17 protein-coding genes are annotated in these 17,220 nt (G+C 72.6%); 11 read left to right on the top strand and 6 right to left on the bottom strand.

All coding sequences use genetic code 11. From position 1 onward, the window contains the following. Positions 1-53 precede the first annotated feature (53 nt). The 4 genes from grxC to ACESM1_RS23940 all read right to left on the bottom strand — a co-directional run bounded on the left by grxC (position 54) and on the right by ACESM1_RS23940 (position 3,437). Complete coding sequence (grxC, locus tag ACESM1_RS23955) at positions 54-311, bottom strand: glutaredoxin 3 (protein WP_372623741.1); 258 nt, start codon at positions 309-311, stop codon at positions 54-56. A 32-nt stretch (positions 312-343) separates the two neighbouring features. Next, on the bottom strand, positions 344-1,111 hold the full coding sequence (locus ACESM1_RS23950) for a ComF family protein (protein WP_372623740.1): 768 nt from the start codon (positions 1,109-1,111) through the stop codon (positions 344-346). 138 nt (positions 1,112-1,249) lie between these two features. Further along, the gene (locus ACESM1_RS23945) at positions 1,250-2,818 is read right to left on the bottom strand and encodes a rhodanese-like domain-containing protein (RefSeq protein WP_372623739.1); all 1,569 of its coding nucleotides are present in this window, start codon (positions 2,816-2,818) and stop codon (positions 1,250-1,252) included. A 4-nt stretch (positions 2,819-2,822) separates the two neighbouring features. Further along, complete coding sequence (locus ACESM1_RS23940; RefSeq protein ID WP_372623738.1) at positions 2,823-3,437, bottom strand: cysteine dioxygenase; 615 nt, start codon at positions 3,435-3,437, stop codon at positions 2,823-2,825. 77 nt (positions 3,438-3,514) lie between these two features. On the opposite strand from ACESM1_RS23940, the gene ACESM1_RS23935 reads away from it, so the two are divergent. Continuing rightward, complete coding sequence (locus tag ACESM1_RS23935; RefSeq protein WP_372623737.1) at positions 3,515-4,435, top strand: methyltransferase domain-containing protein; 921 nt, start codon at positions 3,515-3,517, stop codon at positions 4,433-4,435. A 4-nt stretch (positions 4,436-4,439) separates the two neighbouring features. Here ACESM1_RS23935 and ACESM1_RS23930 read toward each other — a convergent pair whose 3' ends face one another. Beyond that, positions 4,440-4,883, bottom strand: a complete 444-nt coding sequence (locus ACESM1_RS23930) for a hypothetical protein (RefSeq protein WP_372623736.1) — start codon at positions 4,881-4,883, stop codon at positions 4,440-4,442. 363 nt (positions 4,884-5,246) lie between these two features. On the opposite strand from ACESM1_RS23930, the gene map reads away from it, so the two are divergent. The 9 genes from map to ACESM1_RS23885 all read left to right on the top strand — a co-directional run bounded on the left by map (position 5,247) and on the right by ACESM1_RS23885 (position 15,809). Continuing rightward, positions 5,247-6,053, top strand: coding sequence for a type I methionyl aminopeptidase (map, locus tag ACESM1_RS23925; protein WP_372623735.1), 807 nt, complete (start codon positions 5,247-5,249; stop codon positions 6,051-6,053). 62 nt (positions 6,054-6,115) lie between these two features. Continuing rightward, positions 6,116-6,862: a RadC family protein gene (gene radC / locus ACESM1_RS23920; protein ID WP_372623734.1), complete on the top strand. Its 747-nt coding sequence runs from the start codon at positions 6,116-6,118 to the stop codon at positions 6,860-6,862. Between the two features lie 55 nt (positions 6,863-6,917). Further along, complete coding sequence (locus ACESM1_RS23915) at positions 6,918-7,781, top strand: S1C family serine protease (protein ID WP_372623733.1); 864 nt, start codon at positions 6,918-6,920, stop codon at positions 7,779-7,781. A gap of 675 nt (positions 7,782-8,456) precedes the next feature. Further along, entirely contained in the window at positions 8,457-10,169 is a 1,713-nt protein-coding gene (locus tag ACESM1_RS23910; protein WP_408874595.1) for a DEAD/DEAH box helicase, read from the top strand. A gap of 96 nt (positions 10,170-10,265) precedes the next feature. Further along, on the top strand, positions 10,266-11,489 hold the full coding sequence (locus ACESM1_RS23905; protein ID WP_372623731.1) for an acyl-CoA dehydrogenase: 1,224 nt from the start codon (positions 10,266-10,268) through the stop codon (positions 11,487-11,489). After that, complete coding sequence (locus ACESM1_RS23900; RefSeq protein WP_372623730.1) at positions 11,479-12,759, top strand: class I SAM-dependent RNA methyltransferase; 1,281 nt, start codon at positions 11,479-11,481, stop codon at positions 12,757-12,759. Before ACESM1_RS23905 ends, ACESM1_RS23900 begins: the two co-directional genes overlap by 11 nt. Then, complete coding sequence (locus ACESM1_RS23895; protein ID WP_372623729.1) at positions 12,717-13,859, top strand: alpha/beta hydrolase family protein; 1,143 nt, start codon at positions 12,717-12,719, stop codon at positions 13,857-13,859. Before ACESM1_RS23900 ends, ACESM1_RS23895 begins: the two co-directional genes overlap by 43 nt. Before the next feature lie 31 nt (positions 13,860-13,890). Further along, entirely contained in the window at positions 13,891-14,862 is a 972-nt protein-coding gene (locus ACESM1_RS23890) for an MBL fold metallo-hydrolase (RefSeq protein WP_372623728.1), read from the top strand. A gap of 20 nt (positions 14,863-14,882) precedes the next feature. Continuing rightward, entirely contained in the window at positions 14,883-15,809 is a 927-nt protein-coding gene (locus ACESM1_RS23885) for an MBL fold metallo-hydrolase (protein WP_372623727.1), read from the top strand. 7 nt (positions 15,810-15,816) lie between these two features. Here the strand turns inward: ACESM1_RS23885 and ACESM1_RS23880 are convergent, their stop codons facing one another. Beyond that, a complete protein-coding gene (locus ACESM1_RS23880) occupies positions 15,817-16,791 on the bottom strand; it encodes a hydroxyacid dehydrogenase (RefSeq protein WP_372623726.1) in 975 nt (324 codons plus the stop codon). Positions 16,792-16,929: 138 nt separating this feature from the next. On the opposite strand from ACESM1_RS23880, the gene ACESM1_RS23875 reads away from it, so the two are divergent. Then, positions 16,930-17,142, top strand: coding sequence for a hypothetical protein (locus ACESM1_RS23875; protein ID WP_372623725.1), 213 nt, complete (start codon positions 16,930-16,932; stop codon positions 17,140-17,142). Positions 17,143-17,220: the final 78 nt, after the last annotated feature.

Below are 17,220 nucleotides of genomic sequence, written 5' to 3'. Positions count from 1 at the left end.
CGGAATTGCACTATATGGTGTGGCACTCTGCCTTGGCGAGTGCCAGCAGACGCCTATGCGGCGAGGAGCGGATCGAGGCCGCCCTTGCGGTCCAGCGCCATCAGGTCGTCGGACCCGCCGATGTGCTTCCCATCGATGAAGACCTGCGGCACCGTGGTGCGGCCGCCGGAGCGCTCGATCGCCTCGGCGCGGTTCGCCGAGCCGTGCGGGGCGTATTTCTCTTCGAAGGGCACGCCCTTCTTCTGGAGCAGCGACACCGCCCGCGCGCAGTAGGGGCAGAAGTCCTGGACGTAGATCTCGACCTTGGGCATGCGCGCAGAGGTCGTCCCGCGATGCGCGGGCGTCAAGCCTCCTCCAGGCGCGGATCGGGTACGCGCGCGGCGGCCAGCACGTCCACCGCGGCCGCGCCGGCTGCCAGCAGGGCGCAGGCGCAGGCCTCGGCGGTGGCGCCGGAGGTCATCACATCGTCCACCAGCAGCACCCGCCGCCCGGCGATCCGGGAAATGGCCGGCGGATGGACGGCGAAGGCGCCCTCCAGCACGGCGGCCCGCTCGGCCGCGCCGCGCTCGCCGAGCGTCGGGGTGGGGCGGCGGCGGCGCAGCAGATCCGGGATCCAGGGCTTCCGGGCCCCGCTGGCCAGCCGGCCGGCAAGCAGCGCGGCCTGGTTGTAGCGGCGCGCGACCAGGCGCCGCCAATGCAGCGGCACCGGGGCGAGCAGGTCGGCATCCGCCAGCAGGCCCGCGCCGGCGCGAGCCATCCGCGCGGCGAGCGGGCCGGCCAGGTCGGTGCGGTCGGCATGCTTGAAGGGAAGGATGAGGCGCTTGGCGCCTTCGTCGTAGCGGAGCGCCGCACGGGCGCGGTCGAAAGCCGGCAGCTCCGCCCGGCAGGAAGGGCACAGGGCGTCCGGGCCGCCCTGCCCGGCATGCAGGAAAGGCACCCCGCAGATGCGGCAGAAGGGAGGCGTGAGCAGGTGCAGGCCGCGGAAACACTCGCCGCAGAGCGTGCCCTGCGACTCCACCGGGCTCTCGCAGGTCAGGCAGTGTGGCGGCAGCACCGCGTCGAGGACGACGCCACCAAGCCGACGCAGCCCCTGCGTCAGGGCAGCGCGCATGGACGGCCCGCAATGCAGGCCGAGGCCGCCAATGCGGCCGGCGCACAGCCCGTCAATCCCACCCAACGCGACAGCGGCCTGTGCGAACGCCCCCGACGCATGCGTCGGGGGCCAGAGGCCGCGGCCGTCGTCGGCGGGTCAACCGAACTTCGCATCGCCGTCCCGCTCGATCTGCCGGACCAGCTCCACCTCCCAGGTCAGGTAGTCGCGCATCGCCTGCTCGACGCCATGATTGCGGTCATAGGGGCGCAGCCAGGCATCCACGCAGGCCTCGTCGGGCGGGTTGGTGCGGTCGGCGGCCAGCTTGAAGCCGGCGGCTTCCCAGGCTGCGGTGCCGCCCTCCAGCGCGGCGACCGGCACCGGCACCAAGCCGCGCAGTTCCGCCACGCCGAGCGCGGCCAATGCCGGGTCGGGCGCCGTCACCACCACGCGGCGATCCGCCGGCAGCCGCGCAGCGACCTGCTTCAGCCGGGTGCGCACGCCCCAGACCGCACCGGGGATGTGGCCGGCGCGGAAGGCGATGGAGCGGGCGAGATCCACCACGCTCGCGCCCCCCTCGGCCAGCAGCGCGGCGAGCTGCGCGACCGAGACCGCGGGCGTGCCCGCCGGCAGCACCGGCGGCAGCGCGGTCTCCAGCCGGCCGGAGAGGCCGTCCTGGAGCACGAAGACCTCCCAGCCGCCGAGCTGGCGCAGCCAGGCCGCCGTCATGTTCGCGCGCGTGCCGGTATCGTCCACCAGCACGATGCGGGCGCCGCGCACCGCCACCCATTGGTCGGTGGCCTGCACCAGCTGCCCGCCGGGCGCGCTGCGCGAGCCTTCCAGGTGGCCGGCGGCGTATTCGGCCGGATCGCGCACATCGAACAGATAGGTGGTGCGGCCCGTCTCGGCGCGCAGCGCGCTGAGCCCCGCGCGGTCGAGCGACTGCACGTTGTGCTCGGCGGCGAAGCGGCGCGCGCGGGCGAGGCTCTCCGCCGCATCGGCCGGCGTCCCCTCCGCATAGCGGTCGGTGCGGCCGCGCTCGCATCGGAAGCCGGCGAGCTCCCAGCCCATGGTGCCGTTGCGCAGCGCGACGACCTTGTTGGACAGCCCCGCCCGCCGCAGGCTCTCCGCGCCGAGGATGGAACGGGTGCGGCCGGCGCAGTTCACCACCACCGTGGTATCCGGCCCGGCCAGCATGGAGGGCACGCGATAGGCCAGCTCCGCGCCCGGCACGTCGATAGCGCCGGGGATGGACATGTTGCGGAACTCGCCGAGCGGGCGGCTATCCACGATCAGCAGGTCCTCGCCGGACTCCTGCATGGCCCTGAGCTCGGCGGCGTCCACGCTCGGCGTGCCGTAATGGTGCTCCACCCATTCGCCGAAGGCCTTGGACGGCACGTTGACGCCCGAGAACACCTCGTAGCCGGCCGCCTTCCAGCCCGGCGTGCCGCCTTCCAGCACATGCACATCGGTGCAGCCGATGCCGGCCAGCACCGCGGCGAGGCGCTCGGCATGGCCCTCCCCGCCATCGGCGCAGACCACCCGCACGCCGCGCCGCGGCAGCAGCGCCGGCGCGCGGAGCTCCGCCACGGAAAGCGGGCAGGGCACCGCCCAGAACAGGTGGGCGGCGGAGAACTCGCCCTCCTCCCGCGCATCGAGGAGGGCGAGCTCGCCGCCATCCCGGAGCCAGGCCTTCAGCGTCGCCGGTGCGACACGCGGGGCGGCCATGGTCTCAGGCCTTCGCGGAGGCGGTCGGCTTCATGAAGTTCTTGTTGTAGGGCACGACCGTGCCGGTCTCCGGGTCGTAGCCCTTGCGGTTGTCGAGCTTCTCCAGCGCCAGCCCGTACATGTGGAGATGGCGCGTCGGCACGCTGCCGGTGGTGTGGATGGAGTGGATGTCCTCCGGCATCAGGCAGATGCCGCGGCCGGGCTCGACCATCACCTCCTCGCGCAGGCGGAGCTCGCACTTCCCGGGGTCGGAGCCGTCATCGGCGCGCTCATAGACTTTGTTCAGCTCCTGCCCGTCCACGGCGACGACGACGGCCCAGGTGGTGTGGTCGTGCGGCTTGGTCGAATTGCCGGGGTTCAGCGCGTTGAGGTAGAGCGCGAAGCGGTTGCCCGGATCCTCCTGCAGCAGGTAGCGGTTGGAGCCCTTCTCGCCATTCGGCGGCGGCGGGAAGTTGGCCGAGGGGAACAGGTGCTCCTGCGCGGCGAGCTTCAGCAGCTCCTCGCGGATCGCCTCCAGCGCCGGGCGGGTGACGCCCTGCTGCGCCTCGATGGCGCGGATCCGGTCGATGGTGGCGGACACCGCGGCCGAGCGGGCGGCGGAGACATCGGTGGCGTTCATCGCTGGGTTCCTCCGGTGGTCGTTGGGCAATCCTACTCCTGCTTGCGGCCGGGGCGAAGCGGGCGCATCTGGCCGGGATGGACAAGCGGGGTCCCCGCGTCTCCGACGCGATGCAGGTCTTCGACCGCCGCCTGGTGCGGCGCCGGCGCGACCGGGCGGCGGCGACCATCGACGCCGTCGCGCCGATCCTCGAGGACTGCGCCGACCGCCTGCTCGACCGGCTGGACGATACCACCAGGCGCTTCACCCGCGCGCTCGACCTCGGCGGCCGCGGCGTGGTGGCGCCGCGGCTGGCCGCGCGGGGCATCCCCTTCGTGGTTTCGGCCGACCTCTCCCCGGCCATGGCGGCGCGGGCAGCCAAGGGGGGAGGAAGCCTGCCGGTGGCGGCGGATGAAGAGTTCCTGCCCTTCGCACCCGAGAGCTTCGACCTGATCGTGGCGAGCGTCTCGCTGCACTGGGTCAACGACCTGCCGGGCGCGCTGATCCAGATCCGCCGGGCTCTGGCGCCGGACGGGCTGTTCCTCGCCTCCCTGCCCGGCCTCGGCACGCTGCAGCCGCTGCGGGACGCGCTGGCCGAGGCGGAAACCAGCCTGCGCGGCGGACTCTCCCCCCGCGTCTCGCCCTTCCCGGAATTGCGCGACACGGCCGGCCTGCTGCAGCGCGCCGGCTTCGCGCTGCCGGTGGCCGATGCGGAGGATGTGCCGATCGCCTATCGCTCGCCGCTTGGGCTGTTCGCCGATCTGCGCGCGGCGGGGGAGGCCAATGCGGTGCTCGCGCGCGACCGGCGTACGCCGCCGCGGGCGCTGCTGCCGATGGCCGCCGCCGCCCTGCCGCTGGGGCCGGAGGGGATATCGCCCAGCCTGAAGTTGCTGGTGCTGACCGGCTGGGCACCGCATGAGAGCCAGCAGAAGCCGGCGCGACCGGGCAGCGCGACGCATCGCCTGGCCGATGCGCTCGGCACGGTGGAACGCAAGGCCGGCGATCGCGCGGGGGGCTGAACGCCTATCCGGCGCGGTTGCGGTGGCGCAGCAGGAGCACGGCGAGCACCGCCACCACCAGCAGGCCGACCAGCGGGGGCTCCGGCACGGCGACCGGGCCGGGCACCTCCGGCACCCTTACCACCTGCGAGGTCAGCTCGGTGCCGGAGGGATCGAAGGGGGGCGCATCCGGCGGCGCAGCCGGGGGCGAGAAGGGCTGTGGCGGGCCGGGGTGGCGCGGCGCGCCCCCTGCCCCGCCAGGACCACCGCCGAAGCTGCCAAGCTGGCCGCCAAGCAGCGGCCCGTCGAGCACCCAGCCCGGCGCGCCCGCCTCCGGCGCCACCGTGGGCGAGGCTGGCGGATCGGCAATGCGGGGGCTCGGCGCGACGGCGGGCGTCACCCCGGCCGTCGCCCCGGCCAGCGCCAGCGCGCCGACATCGCGGCAGACCCGCAGCGGGCGCGATGCCATGCGTATGGGCCCGACGATGGCACCCACACCCATGGCCGGACGCAGCGGAGGCGGCGCGAGCGCAACCCGGCGCACGACACGCGACAGGAGCGCGACATCGCAGATCTTCAACTGTGAACTCCCTGGGAAGCCGGGCCATCGCTACGCTTTCTGCGTTCGTCTTTAAAATGCGATGCTCCTCATCGCCGAATATCCTTGATGAATCCCTTATGTCGTCCCGGATCATGCTGCGGCCGGGTGCGTGGGACGGCTGCCGCCGCATCCCTGCCCTGAGCCGCTCGCCGTCATGCGCGCCTTGCAATGCCCCCGCCGGGCGCGCATCTTCGCCACATTATTCAGCATTCGCGGCGGACCATCGCAGGAATGGAACAGCAGGGCGGCGAGTCGCGCCGCATCACCCTTCACCGCCCCGAGGATTTCGAGGGGATGCGTCGTGCTGGCCGGCTGGCCGCCGAGACCCTCGACATGATCACGCCGCATGTGAAGCCCGGCATCACCACCGAGCAGATCGACCGCATCATCCACGACCACATCGTTGCCGCCGGCGCGGTGCCGGCAACGCTCGGCTATCGCGGCTACACGAAATCCTCCTGCACCTCGATCAACCATGTGGTCTGCCACGGCATCCCCGGCGAGCGGGTGCTGGGCGATGGCGACATCGTCAACATCGACGTCACCGTCATCCTCGATGGCTGGCATGGCGACACCAGCCGCATGTACGTGGCGGGCCAGGCCTCGACCAAGGCGCGGCTGCTGATGGACGTGACCTACGAGTCGATGATGCGCGGCATCGCGGCGATCCGCCCCGGCGCGACGCTCGGCGATGTCGGCCACGCGATCCAGGCCTTCGTCGAGCGGCACCGCTTCTCCGTGGTGCGCGATTTCTGCGGCCACGGGATCGGAAGGCGCTTCCACGAGCCGCCGAACGTGCTGCATTTCGGCCGTCCCGGCGAAGGCCCGCAGCTCAAGGCCGGCATGTTCTTCACCGTGGAGCCGATGGTGAATGCCGGCCGCCCGGAGGTGAAGATCCTCGACGATGGCTGGACCGCCGTGACGCGGGACCGCTCGCTCTCGGCGCAGTTCGAGCACATGGTCGGCGTGACCGAGGAGGGGGTGGAGATCTTCACCATCTCGCCGGCCGGCCTTCACCGCCCGCCCTACCGGACCTGATCGCAGGCGGCGCGTTGCGCAGCGGTTGAACAGCGGCGACCTGCCGGTGCAGGCTGCCGGCGATGCGCCGCAAACCCCAGCTTGCCGAGGCCGGTCCCGGACTGCTCGACCTGGCACTGCCGGACACCTCCGAGGCGCCGCCCGGCCATCTCGGCCATCGCGAGCGGCTGCGCCAGAAGCTGCTGACCGCCGGGCCGGAGGCGCTGGCGGATTATGAGCTGCTCGAGCTGCTGCTGTTCTTCGCCGTCCTGCGCCGCGACACCAAGCCGATCGCCCGCGCACTGGTGGCCCGCTTCGGCAGCTTCGCCCGCGTGCTGGCCGCGACGCCGGCGGAGCTGAAGGAGGTGGAGGGCGTCGGCGACTCCGCCGTGGCCGTCATCAAGGCGTCGCAGGCCGCCGCCCTCAGGCTGCTCCGTGCCGAGGTGCAGGAACAGCCGGTGCTGAACAGCTGGGACCGGCTGACCGCCTACCTCAATGCCGCCATGGCGCGCGAGAAGATCGAGCAGTTCCGCGTGCTCTACCTCGACACCAGGAACCGCCTCATCGCCGACGAGGCGCAGGCGAAGGGCACGGTGAACCACACGCCTGTCTACCCACGGGAGGTGGTGAAGCGTGCGCTGGAACTCGGCGCCACCGCGCTGATCCTGGTGCACAACCACCCGAGCGGCGACCCTACGCCCTCGCGCGCCGACATCGAGATGACTGCGGAGGTGAAGGCGGCCGCCACCGCGCTCGGGATGGTGCTGCACGACCACCTGATCATCGGCAACCGGCGCCACCTTTCGTTCCGGCGCGAAGGATTGTTGTAACCGGCGTCCGGCACGATTGACCGCGACACTGCGATATCGGCATGGTTCCCGGACGATGCGCCCCTCATCCCTTCTGCCCGCGTTGCTGATCGGCCTCGCCGCCGCGGGCGTCGCCCTAGCGCAGGACATCCCTGGCAAGCCGCCGCCCTCCAACGCGCCGGGCTTCCGGCCAGCGCCCACCGGCTTCCCGCCGCTGCCGACCGCCAAGCCACCGCCGCTCGCCGGCGCGCCGGCGCCCGTCGTGGCCGGCAAGCCGGGCGCGCCGCCGCCCGGGCCGCCAGCCGGCACGGGGCGCACGCTCTCCACCGGCACCGGCTTCGTCATCGCGCCCGGGCGCGCGCTGACCAACCACCATGTCGTCAACGAGTGCCGCGGGCTGCGCCTGCGCAACGCCGCCGGCACCGAGGCGCCGGTCCGCGTGCTGGCCAGCGACCGGGAGCGCGATCTGGCGCTGCTGGAGGTGCCGGAGAATGTCGGCCCGCCACTCGCCTTCCGGCGGGAGGGCAGCCTGCGCCGCGGCGAGGGTGTGGTGACCTACGGCTTCCCGCTCGCCGGCCTGCTCTCCTCCGGGCCGACGCTGACCACCGGCGAGATCTCGGCGCTGGCGGGGCTCGGCGACAACCAGCGGCAGTTCCAGATCAGCGCACCGGTGCAGCCGGGCAATTCCGGCGGGCCGCTGCTCGACATGGCGGGCAACGTCGTGGGGGTGATCGTCTCCAAGCTGAATGCGCAGCGGGTGGCGCAGCGCACCGGCGACATCCCGCAGAACGTGAACTTCGCGGTGAAGGGCAGCGAAGCCCTGGAGTTCCTTCGCCGCCATGGCGTGACGCCGCGCTTCGCGGAGGGCACGCCGCGCACCGCGCCCGAAGTCGGCGAGATCGCGCATCCCTCGGTGCTGTTCCTGCGCTGCCTGGGCTGATGCGGGGCTGGCCGGGCTGCGCCGGTCTCGCCTGGCGCGTGGCGCCTTGATTTTTCGCCCGGTTCGGCGCATATGGCTGGCGTTCCCCCAGGCCCCGCGCGCTGATCGTTGCGCTCGCGGGGCGCCCTTGCCGCCGCCAGTCCCACCGGATCCTCCGCCGGGACGCACGGCGCCGCCAGGCCAGAGGCCATTAGAGAACCGACTTTGACCGATCAGAGCGACGCGACCGCCCCGCGCGCGGGCGAGCCCGAGCACGACGCCGCCAACCCCGATGCTGCGACCCCGGCGCTGCCGGAGGTGCCGCCGACGGAGGCGGCGCCCCAGGCTGCCGCGCCTTCCGAGCAGCCCGTTGCGGAAGCGGAGACGGCTGCGCCCGGCGGGGATGAGACACCGCCGACCCGGGCAGTGGCGGAAGCCGGCTCCGACGAGGGCCCCGAGGAGGATGACTCCGAGGACGAGTCGGACGAGGACGAGGACGAGGATGACGACGACTCGTCCGACGATGACGATGACGATGACGATGATGACGACTCGTCCGATGATGACGACGACGACGATGACGAGTCCGATGAGGACGAGGCTGGCCCCACCGCCGAGGACGAGGCGCTCGCCGAGGAAGCCGCCAAGACCACCTTCGCCGACCTAGGGCTCTCCGAGCCGATCCTCCGTGCGGTGATGGAGAGCGGCTATCTCTACCCCACGCCGATCCAGGAGCAGGCGATCCCCGTCGTGCTCATGGGCCGCGACGTGTTGGGCGTGGCGCAGACCGGCACCGGCAAGACCGCCGGCTTCACCCTGCCGATGCTCGATATCCTCGCAGGCTCCCGCGCGAAGGCGCGCATGCCGCGCTCGCTCATCCTGGAGCCGACGCGCGAGCTGGCGCTGCAGGTTGCCGAGAACTTCGTCAAATACGGCAAGCACCTCAACCTGAACCACGCGCTGCTGATCGGCGGCGAGAGCATGAACGATCAGCGCGACGTGCTGGAGAAGGGCGTGGACGTGCTGATCGCCACGCCCGGCCGGCTGCTCGACCTGTTCGATCGCGGTCGCATCCTGCTGGCGGATTGCAAGGTTCTCGTCATCGACGAGGCCGACCGCATGCTCGACATGGGCTTCATCCCCGATGTGGAGCGCATCGTCTCCTTCCTGCCGCGCATGCGGCAGACGCTGTTCTTCTCGGCCACCATGGCGCCCGAGATCCGGCGCCTGGCCGATGCCTTCCTGCAGAACCCGCGCGAGATCACCGTGAGCCGCGCGGCCTCCGTCGCGACCACCATCGTGGCTGGCTTGGTCTGGGTCCGCGAGCACGACAAGCGCGAGGCGCTGCGCCGACTGCTGCGCAAGGTGGAAGTGCAGAACGCGCTGATCTTCTGCAACCGCAAGGTTGACGTGGACATCCTCTACAAGTCGCTCAAGAAGCACGGCTTCTCGGTCGGTGCGCTGCATGGCGACATGGACCAGTCCTCCCGCTTTGCGACGCTGAACCGCTTCAAGGCGGGCGACGTCAAGCTGCTGGTGTGCAGCGACGTCGCGGCACGTGGACTCGACATCGGCGGCCTGAGCCACGTGTTCAACTTCGACGTCCCCTTCCATGCCGAGGACTACGTCCACCGCATCGGCCGGACCGGCCGTGCGGGGCGCGAGGGCCATGCCTATACGCTGAGCGCGCCGGAGGATGCGAAGTCCCTCGCGGCGATCGAGAAGCTGACCGGCACGCCGATTCCGCGCATGGAGATCGACGGCCTCGATCCGGTGACGCCCGAGGAGATCGCCGAGGGCGCAAAAGCGAAGCGCGGCCGCTTCGGCCGTGCGCCCAGCCGTGGCGGCCCCGAGCGTGGCCGTGGCCGTGGCGGCGAGGAGCGCGGCCGCCCTGACGGTCGCGGGCGCCGGGACGAAGGCCGCCCGCGGCGCGAGGAGCGGAGCGCGGAGCCGCGTCCCGACCGCGCGGCGGAGCCGCGTCCCGACCGCGCGGCGGAGCCGCGACCCGATCGCGCGGCGGAGCCGCGACCCGATCGCGCGGCGGAGCCGCGACGCGACGACCGGCGCCCCCGCCGCGACGACCGCGCCGCCGAGCCGCGCCACGACAGGGCTCCCGAGGCGCGCGGTGAGCGCGCCGCCGAGCCCCGGCGCGACGACCGCCGTCCGCGTCGGGACGACCGCGTGCCCGAGGCGCGCAACGATCGCGCCGCGGAGCCGCGCCGCGACCGTGGCCCTGATGCACGACGCGACGAGTATCGTCGCGACGACCACCGCCGCGACCGGCGAGACGATCTCGGCCCCTCGGTTCGTGGCTTCGGCGACAGCGTCCCTGCCTTCATGCTGGTTGCGATCCCCCGGCCGAAGCGCGACGCCTCGCCGGAGACCGAGAGCGAGGCCGAAGCGGCCTGAGCCGCAAATGGCGGTTGCCCGGCACGGACAACCGCCTAGATTGCACCGCGGAACGCGCGCGCGGCCTTCCCGGCGCCGCAGCGCCAGGAGGTAGCCATGAACATCGTCTCCCAGGTCGCCGGCGAACAGGCCCCGAAGAAATCCTCGCTGGCGCCCTTCAAATGGGACGACCCGCTGCTGCTCGACGAGCAACTGACGGAAGACGAGCGGATGATCCGCGATGCGGCCCGGCAGTTCTGCCAGGAAAAGCTGATGCCGCGCGTGCTCATGGCGAACCGCAACGAGCACTTCGATCGCGAGATCATGAACGAGTTCGGCGAGATGGGCTTCCTCGGCGCCACGCTCGAAGGCTATGGCTGCGCGGGCGTCTCCTACGTCGCCTACGGGCTGATGGCACGCGAGGTGGAGCGCGTGGACAGCGGCTACCGCAGCGCCTTCAGCGTGCAGTCCAGCCTGGTGATGTTCCCGATCCACGCCTACGGGTCCGAGGAGCAGAAGCAGAAGTTCCTGCCCAAGCTGCGCACCGGTGAATGGGTCGGCTGCTTCGGCCTGACGGAGCCCGATGCCGGCTCCGACCCCGCCTCGATGCGCACCCGCGCGAAGAAGGTGGATGGCGGCTACCTGCTCAGCGGCTCCAAGACCTGGATCACCAACTCGCCGATCGCCGATGTCGCGGTGGTCTGGGCGAAGGACGATGAGGGCGTGCTGCGCGGCTTCCTGCTGGAGCGCGGGATGAAGGGCCTCACCTTCCCGAAGATCGAGGGCAAGTTCAGCCTGCGCGCTTCCGTCACCGGCATGATCATGATGGACGAGGTCTTCGTGCCGGAGGAGAACCGCCTGCCCGGCGTGAAGTCCCTCGCCGGCCCGTTCAGCTGCCTCAACCGCGCGCGCTACGGCATCGCCTGGGGCTCGCTCGGCGCGGCCGAGTTCTGCTGGCATGCAGCGCGCGAGTACACGCTGAACCGCAAGATGTTCGGCAAGCCGCTGGCGCAGACGCAGCTGATCCAGAAGAAGCTCGCCGACATGATGACCGAGATCACCCTCGGCCTGCATGCCGTGCTGCGCGTCGGCCGCCTGTTCGACGAGCACAAGGCCTCGCCCGAGATGATCTCCCTGGTGAAGCGCAACAACTGCGGCAAGGCGCTCGACATCGCCCGCGTCGCCCGCGACATGCATGGCGGCAACGGCATCGTGGACGAGTACCACGTCATCCGGCACGTCATGAACCTCGAGACAGTGAACACCTATGAGGGCACGCATGACGTGCATGCGCTGATCCTCGGCCGTGCGCAGACCGGGCTGAACGCGTTTGGGGGCTGAGGCCCCCGCCTACCGCATCACCCGCCTCGGCAGCGCCGGCGATGGCGTTGCCGAGACACCGGATGGGCCCTTGCACATCCCGCGCGCGCTGCCCGGCGAGGTGGTGCGCGCCCGCCCCGCCGGTCGCGGCCAGGCGGTGCTTGAGGCGATCGAGGCCGCCTCCCCCGACCGTGTCGCGCCGCCCTGCCGGCATTTCCTGGAAGGCTGCGGCGGCTGCACGCTGCAGCACTGGGATCTGGCGGCACAATCCGCCTGGAAGCGCACGCGCCTGGTCGAGGCGCTGGCGCGTGCCGGCTTCCCCGACGCGCCGGTCGCCGAGACCATCGTCACACCGCCCAACAGCCGGCGCCGCGCCGATCTGGCACTGCGGCGTGCGCATGGCGGCGCTGTCGCCATCGGCTTCCACGCCCGCGGCGCCGCCACGGTGCTCGACCTCGCGGAATGCCATGTGCTGCGGCCGGAGCTCGTCGCGCTGCTGCCGGCACTGCGCGCGCTGCTGAAGCGCCTGCCGGCACTGTCACGCGAGGGCTCGGCAGTGGTGAACCTGCTCGACAGCGGGCCGGACATCCTGTTGCGCACCGACAAGCCGCTCGACGCCGCCGGCCGCAGGCTGCTCGCCGCCTTTGCGCAGCAGATGGCGATTCCGCGCATCGCCTGGGCCCAAGGGACCAGGCCCGGCGACGGCCTGCACGAGACGGCGGCGCAGACAGGCCCGGTGCGCCTGCTGCTCGGCGGCGTGGAGGTGGCGCCGCCGCCCGGCGCCTTCCTGCAAGCCAGCCGCGAGGGCGAGGCAGCGATCGCCGCCGCGGTGCTGGCCGGGCTGCCGGCGAAGCTGTCCGGCCGGTCGCGCATCCTCGACCTCTATGCCGGCCTGGGCACGCTGAGTTTCCCGCTGGCCACGCGCGGCCGCGTCACGGCGGTGGAGGGCGATGCCGAGGCGGTCGCCGCGCTGGCCGCGGCCGCCGGCAAGGCCGGGGCGCGGCTGGCGGCGGTGCGTCGCGACCTGGCGCGCCAGCCCTTCCTCCCGGCGGAGCTCAGGCCCTTCGCCGTGGTGGTGCTGGACCCGCCCTATGGCGGCGCGCCGGAGCAGGTGGCGCAGCTCGCCCGCAGCGATGTCCGGCACCTCGTCTATGTCTCCTGCAACCCGGTGGCGCTGGCGCGCGACGCAGAGACGCTGCATGCCGCCGGCTTCGCGGTGACGGCGGCAACGCCGGTGGACCAGTTCCGATGGTCGGCACATCTCGAATCCGTCGTCGCCTTCGCACGCTGACGCTGGCCGCGGCGCTCGGCGCCGGCGGCTGCGCGCGGCTGCTGGGCGGCGAGGCCGGCGTGGTGCTGGAGGCGATCGAGTACGGGCCGGACCGCACCGAACTCGGCCGCACCACGCCGCCGCCGCGCCGGCAGCGCCTGCCGAATGCCGATCTCTGGCTACCCGGCGACGGCGAAGCGCGCGCCGCCATCGTGCTGGCGCCGGGCTTCGCCGAGGCGGGGCGCGACGACCCAAGGCTGCTGCCGGTGGCCGAGAGCCTTGCCCGGGCCGGCCTGGCCGTGCGCGTGCCGGACCTTCCCGGCGCGCGGCGCCTCACCCTCGACCCGGCGGATATCGCGGCGATGCGGCAGGCAGCGCGGACGGAAGCGGCGGCAGGGCGGCGCGTGGCGCTGGCCGGCATCTCCTTCGCCGCCGCGCCGGCACTCCTGGCCGCGCAGGACGGGGTGGCGGAGCTGGTGGTGACGGTCGGTGGCTTCCACGCGATCGAGGCAATGGCAGTGTTCGCCGCCACCGGCGCGCACCGTGCCCCCGGCGAGGCCGCCTGGCGCCGGGCGGCGCCGAACCGCTTCGCCATCGGTGCCTTCCTGCTCGCCATCGCCGAGTCGATGCCCGACCGCAGCGATCGCTGGCTGCTGCGCGGTGCCGCCGCGCGGCTACTGGACACGGCCGAGCCGCTGCCAGCCACGCCTCCGCCCGGCCTCGGCGCGGAGGGACGCGCCGCGCTCGCCCTGGCGACCGAGCGTGATCCGGCGCGCATCCCGGACCGCCTCGCCGCCCTGCCGGCAGCCGCGCGCGCCGCGCTGGCGGCGCTCGACCCCGCGCGTGCCCACCTCGGCACCTGCACGCTGGCGATCCACGGGCTGGAGGACCCGGTGATCCCCTGGACGCAGTCGGCGGCACTGGCGGAGGCACTGCCGCCGGGCCGCGCCCTGATGGTGCTGGTGCCGGGCTTCGGCCATGTGGAGCCGGCGGCGGTGCCGCCGGAAGGGCAGCTTGCCCTCGTCCGGGCCATGCGCGTGCTGCTCGCCTGGCGGGACGGGAGGGATCCTTGCGAGGAGAGTCACGGCGGGGTTGCAAACGGTTCGCCGCAACCAAGCTGAAGCCACGGTCAGACACGGGAAATCGAGCCAGATGCACCGCCGATCCGTCATGCTGGGCGCGGCCGCGGCACTCGCCGCACCCGCGCTGCTCCGCGCACCCGCCGCCCTTGCCCAGGCACCGGCCCCGGTGCCGCCGCCGGCCACCCCCGGCTTCTTCCGCTTCCGCCTCGGCGCCGCCACGCTCACCACGCTGTTCGATGGCTATTTCCAGCGCCCCCTGGCCGGGCTGATCCGCAACGCGTCGCAGGAAGCGACCGAGCGTGCGGCGCGGGAGGCCTTTCTCGGCACCGATCCGCTGCGCATCCCCTATTCGGTGACGATGCTGCAGTCCGGTCCCCACACCGTGCTGTTCGATGCCGGGACCGGCGGACAGCTGGCGCCGACCGGCGGCTGGGCCATGGCGAACATGCGCGCCGCGGGCGTCACGCCGGAGCAGGTGACGCTGGTGGTGCACAGCCATTTCCACCCGGACCACATCTCCGGCCTGACCACGCGCGACAACGCCGTGGTCTTCCCGAACGCAGAGATCGCGGTGCCGGAAGCCGAATGGCGCTTCTGGACCGATGCGGGCGCCGCATCCCGCGCGCCGGAAGGGATGCGCCCGCTCTTCGCCGCGGTGGAGCGGCGCTTCGGCCCGTATCGCGCAAAGCTGCGCCAGTTCGGCACCGACGCCGAGATCGTGCCGGGCGTGCGCGCCATCGCCGCGCATGGCCACACCCCGGGCCACACCGTCTTCGAGGTAGCGGACGGCGATGCCGGGCTGCTGGTGCTCTCCGACACCACCAACCGCCCCGAGCTCTTCGCCCGCAATCCCGGCTGGCATGCGGTCTTCGACATGGACCCGCAGATGGCCGAGGCGAATCGCCGCCGCCTGCTGGACCGCGCGGCGACGGAGCGGCTCTGGGTCACCGGTTACCACTTCCCCTTCCCGATCGCCGGCCGCATCGCGCGCGAAGGGGACGGCTTCCGCTATGTCGCCGCCGACTGGATCAACGGCGTTTGAGCCCTGAGGAGACAACGAGAATGACCGAGATCACCCGCCGCGCAGCGCTCGCGGCCGGCGCCGGCCTTGCGCTCGCGCCGCAACTCGCCGCCGCACAGGCCACCGCGCCCGCCTTCCACCGCGTACCGGTCGGTGCGCTGGAAGCCTTCATCGTGACCGACGGCATCGCCGTCCGTCCCGACGCGACGCAAGGCTTCGTCATGAACGCCACGCCGGCGCAGGTCAGCGCAGCGATGCAGGCGGCCGGCATGCCCGGCACCGCGCTGAACAACCCGTTCAACGTCACCGTCGTGCGCACGCCGCGCGGCCTGGTGATGCTGGATGTCGGCCGCGGCAGCCAGGCCAGCCAGATGGTCGCGAACATGCGTGCCGCCGGCCTCGATCCGGCGCAGGTGATCCTGATTGCGCATACCCATTTCCACGGCGACCACATCGGTGGCCTAACCGATGCGAACGGCCAGGCGCTGTTCCCCAACGTGCCGGTGATGGTGCCTGAGAAGGAATGGGCATTCTGGAACGATGCCGGCGAGGAGAGCCGCGCCCCCGCCGGCCGCCGCCCTGGCTTCGCCAACGTCCGCGCGAAGTTCGCGCCTTATCAGGGCCGCGTCACCACGTTCCGACCGGGCGCCGAGGTGGCACCGGGCATCACCGCCATCGCGACGGAGGGCCATTCGCCAGGCCATTGCTCCTTCATCGTGGCGAATGGAAACGCGCAGTTGCTGGTGATCGGCGATGCCGTGAACAACCCGGCCTTCTTCATGACCAATCCCGAGTGGATCCCGGTCTTCGACCAGGACCCGCAGATGGCGATCGAGACGCGCAAGCGCCTGCTCGACCGCGCCGCGACGGACCGCATCCCGGTGGTCGGCTACCACTTCCCGATGCCCGCCACCGGCCACGTGGAGCGCGCCGGCACGGGGTATCGCCTGGTGCCCGCGAACGCCTGACAGCCGGTCAGCGGCGCAGGACTTCGGGATTCACGCAGGCATCGGGCGGCAGGGGCCGCCCGAGCAGCACGTCCAGCAGATGCGTCGCGGCGGTCTTTGCCGTCGCGGCGCGCGCGATCGTGGTGGCGCCTCCCATATGCGGCGTCTGGATCAGGTTCGGCACCTCGCCGAGGCGGAGCTCCGCCGGCGGCGGCTCGGTCGGGCGGACATCGAGCGCCGCGGCGCGCAGCCGGCCCTCGCGCAGCGCGGCAACCACCGCCGCCTCGTCCAGCAGCCCGGCGCGCGCGGTGTTCACCAGCATCGCCTCCGGCCCCAGCAGCGCCAGCTCCGCCGCGCCGATCATGCCGCGCGTCTCCGCGGTGAGCGGGCAATGCAGCGAGAGCACGTCGGCGCGCGCCAGCAGATCGTGCAGCGACGCGGCGCGCTCCACCGGCGCGATGTCACCGGCCTGACCCAGGCGCGGGCTCCAGGCGACCACCCGCATGCCGATGGCCAGCGCGATCCGCGCCACGCCGCGCGCGATGCGGCCGTAGCCGACCAGGCCGAGAGTGCGGCCATGCAGCTCGATCCCGAGGCGCGAGCGCTCCCACCCGCCGACGCGCGTGGCGTGGTCGTGGCGCGGAATGTCGCGGGCGCAGGCGAGGACCAGGCCGATCGTGTATTCGGCCACCGACTGCGCATTGGCGCCCACGGCGGTCAGCACGGCGATGCCCCGCGCAGTGGCGGTGGGGACGTCGATGATGTCGAAGCCCGCGGCGGCGCGGGAGATCGCGCGCAGCGTCGGGCAGCCGGCCATCGCCTCGCCCGAGATCGGCATGAAGCGGGAGATCACGCCGTCGAAGGGCGTCGCGGAGAGCTTGCGCGCCAGCTCCTCCCGCCCGCCTTCGAGGGAGACGAAATCGAGGCGACAACCCGCCGCCTCCAGCAGGTCGCGCCCGGCGGGCTCGAGGTGGGGAGCGGTGACGAGGATGTCGAAGGCCATGCGCGCCTTTCCGACGCCAGACTGCGCCGGTCAAGCACCGCGGCAACGACCGGCGGCCGGTGCCGGCCCGGAAACCTCCCGGTGCGACCGCGTTCAGCTTCCTGGCTCGGGTTGTCGCCCGCCAGAAGGAGGATACGCATGGACGAGCGCAGCCATTCCCGCCCCGCCACCCGGCATGACGAGGGCGCCCCCGACCCCGAGGCGGAGCGCTATCGCGCGACGACCAACAAGAAGCAGGGCCCGCAGGTGGACGGCCAGGGCGAGGCCGCCGAGACCGTGGTGGACGAGCACGGTCGTGCCCGCGACCTGCCGACCCAGGGCCGGGCACCGCGCAAGGACGAGAAGAGCTGACAGCCCGCGGCGCGGATCGCACGCCCGGGGCGATTCCAGAACGACAACAGCCGTTATAGCCTCGGCGGCAGACCCGAG

It is taken from the genome of Falsiroseomonas sp., from assembly GCF_041690465.1.
Classification (GTDB): domain Bacteria; phylum Pseudomonadota; class Alphaproteobacteria; order Acetobacterales; family Acetobacteraceae; genus Falsiroseomonas.
Note: the sequence above shows the minus strand (reverse complement) of the source record. Positions and strands in the feature narration are given on the sequence as shown.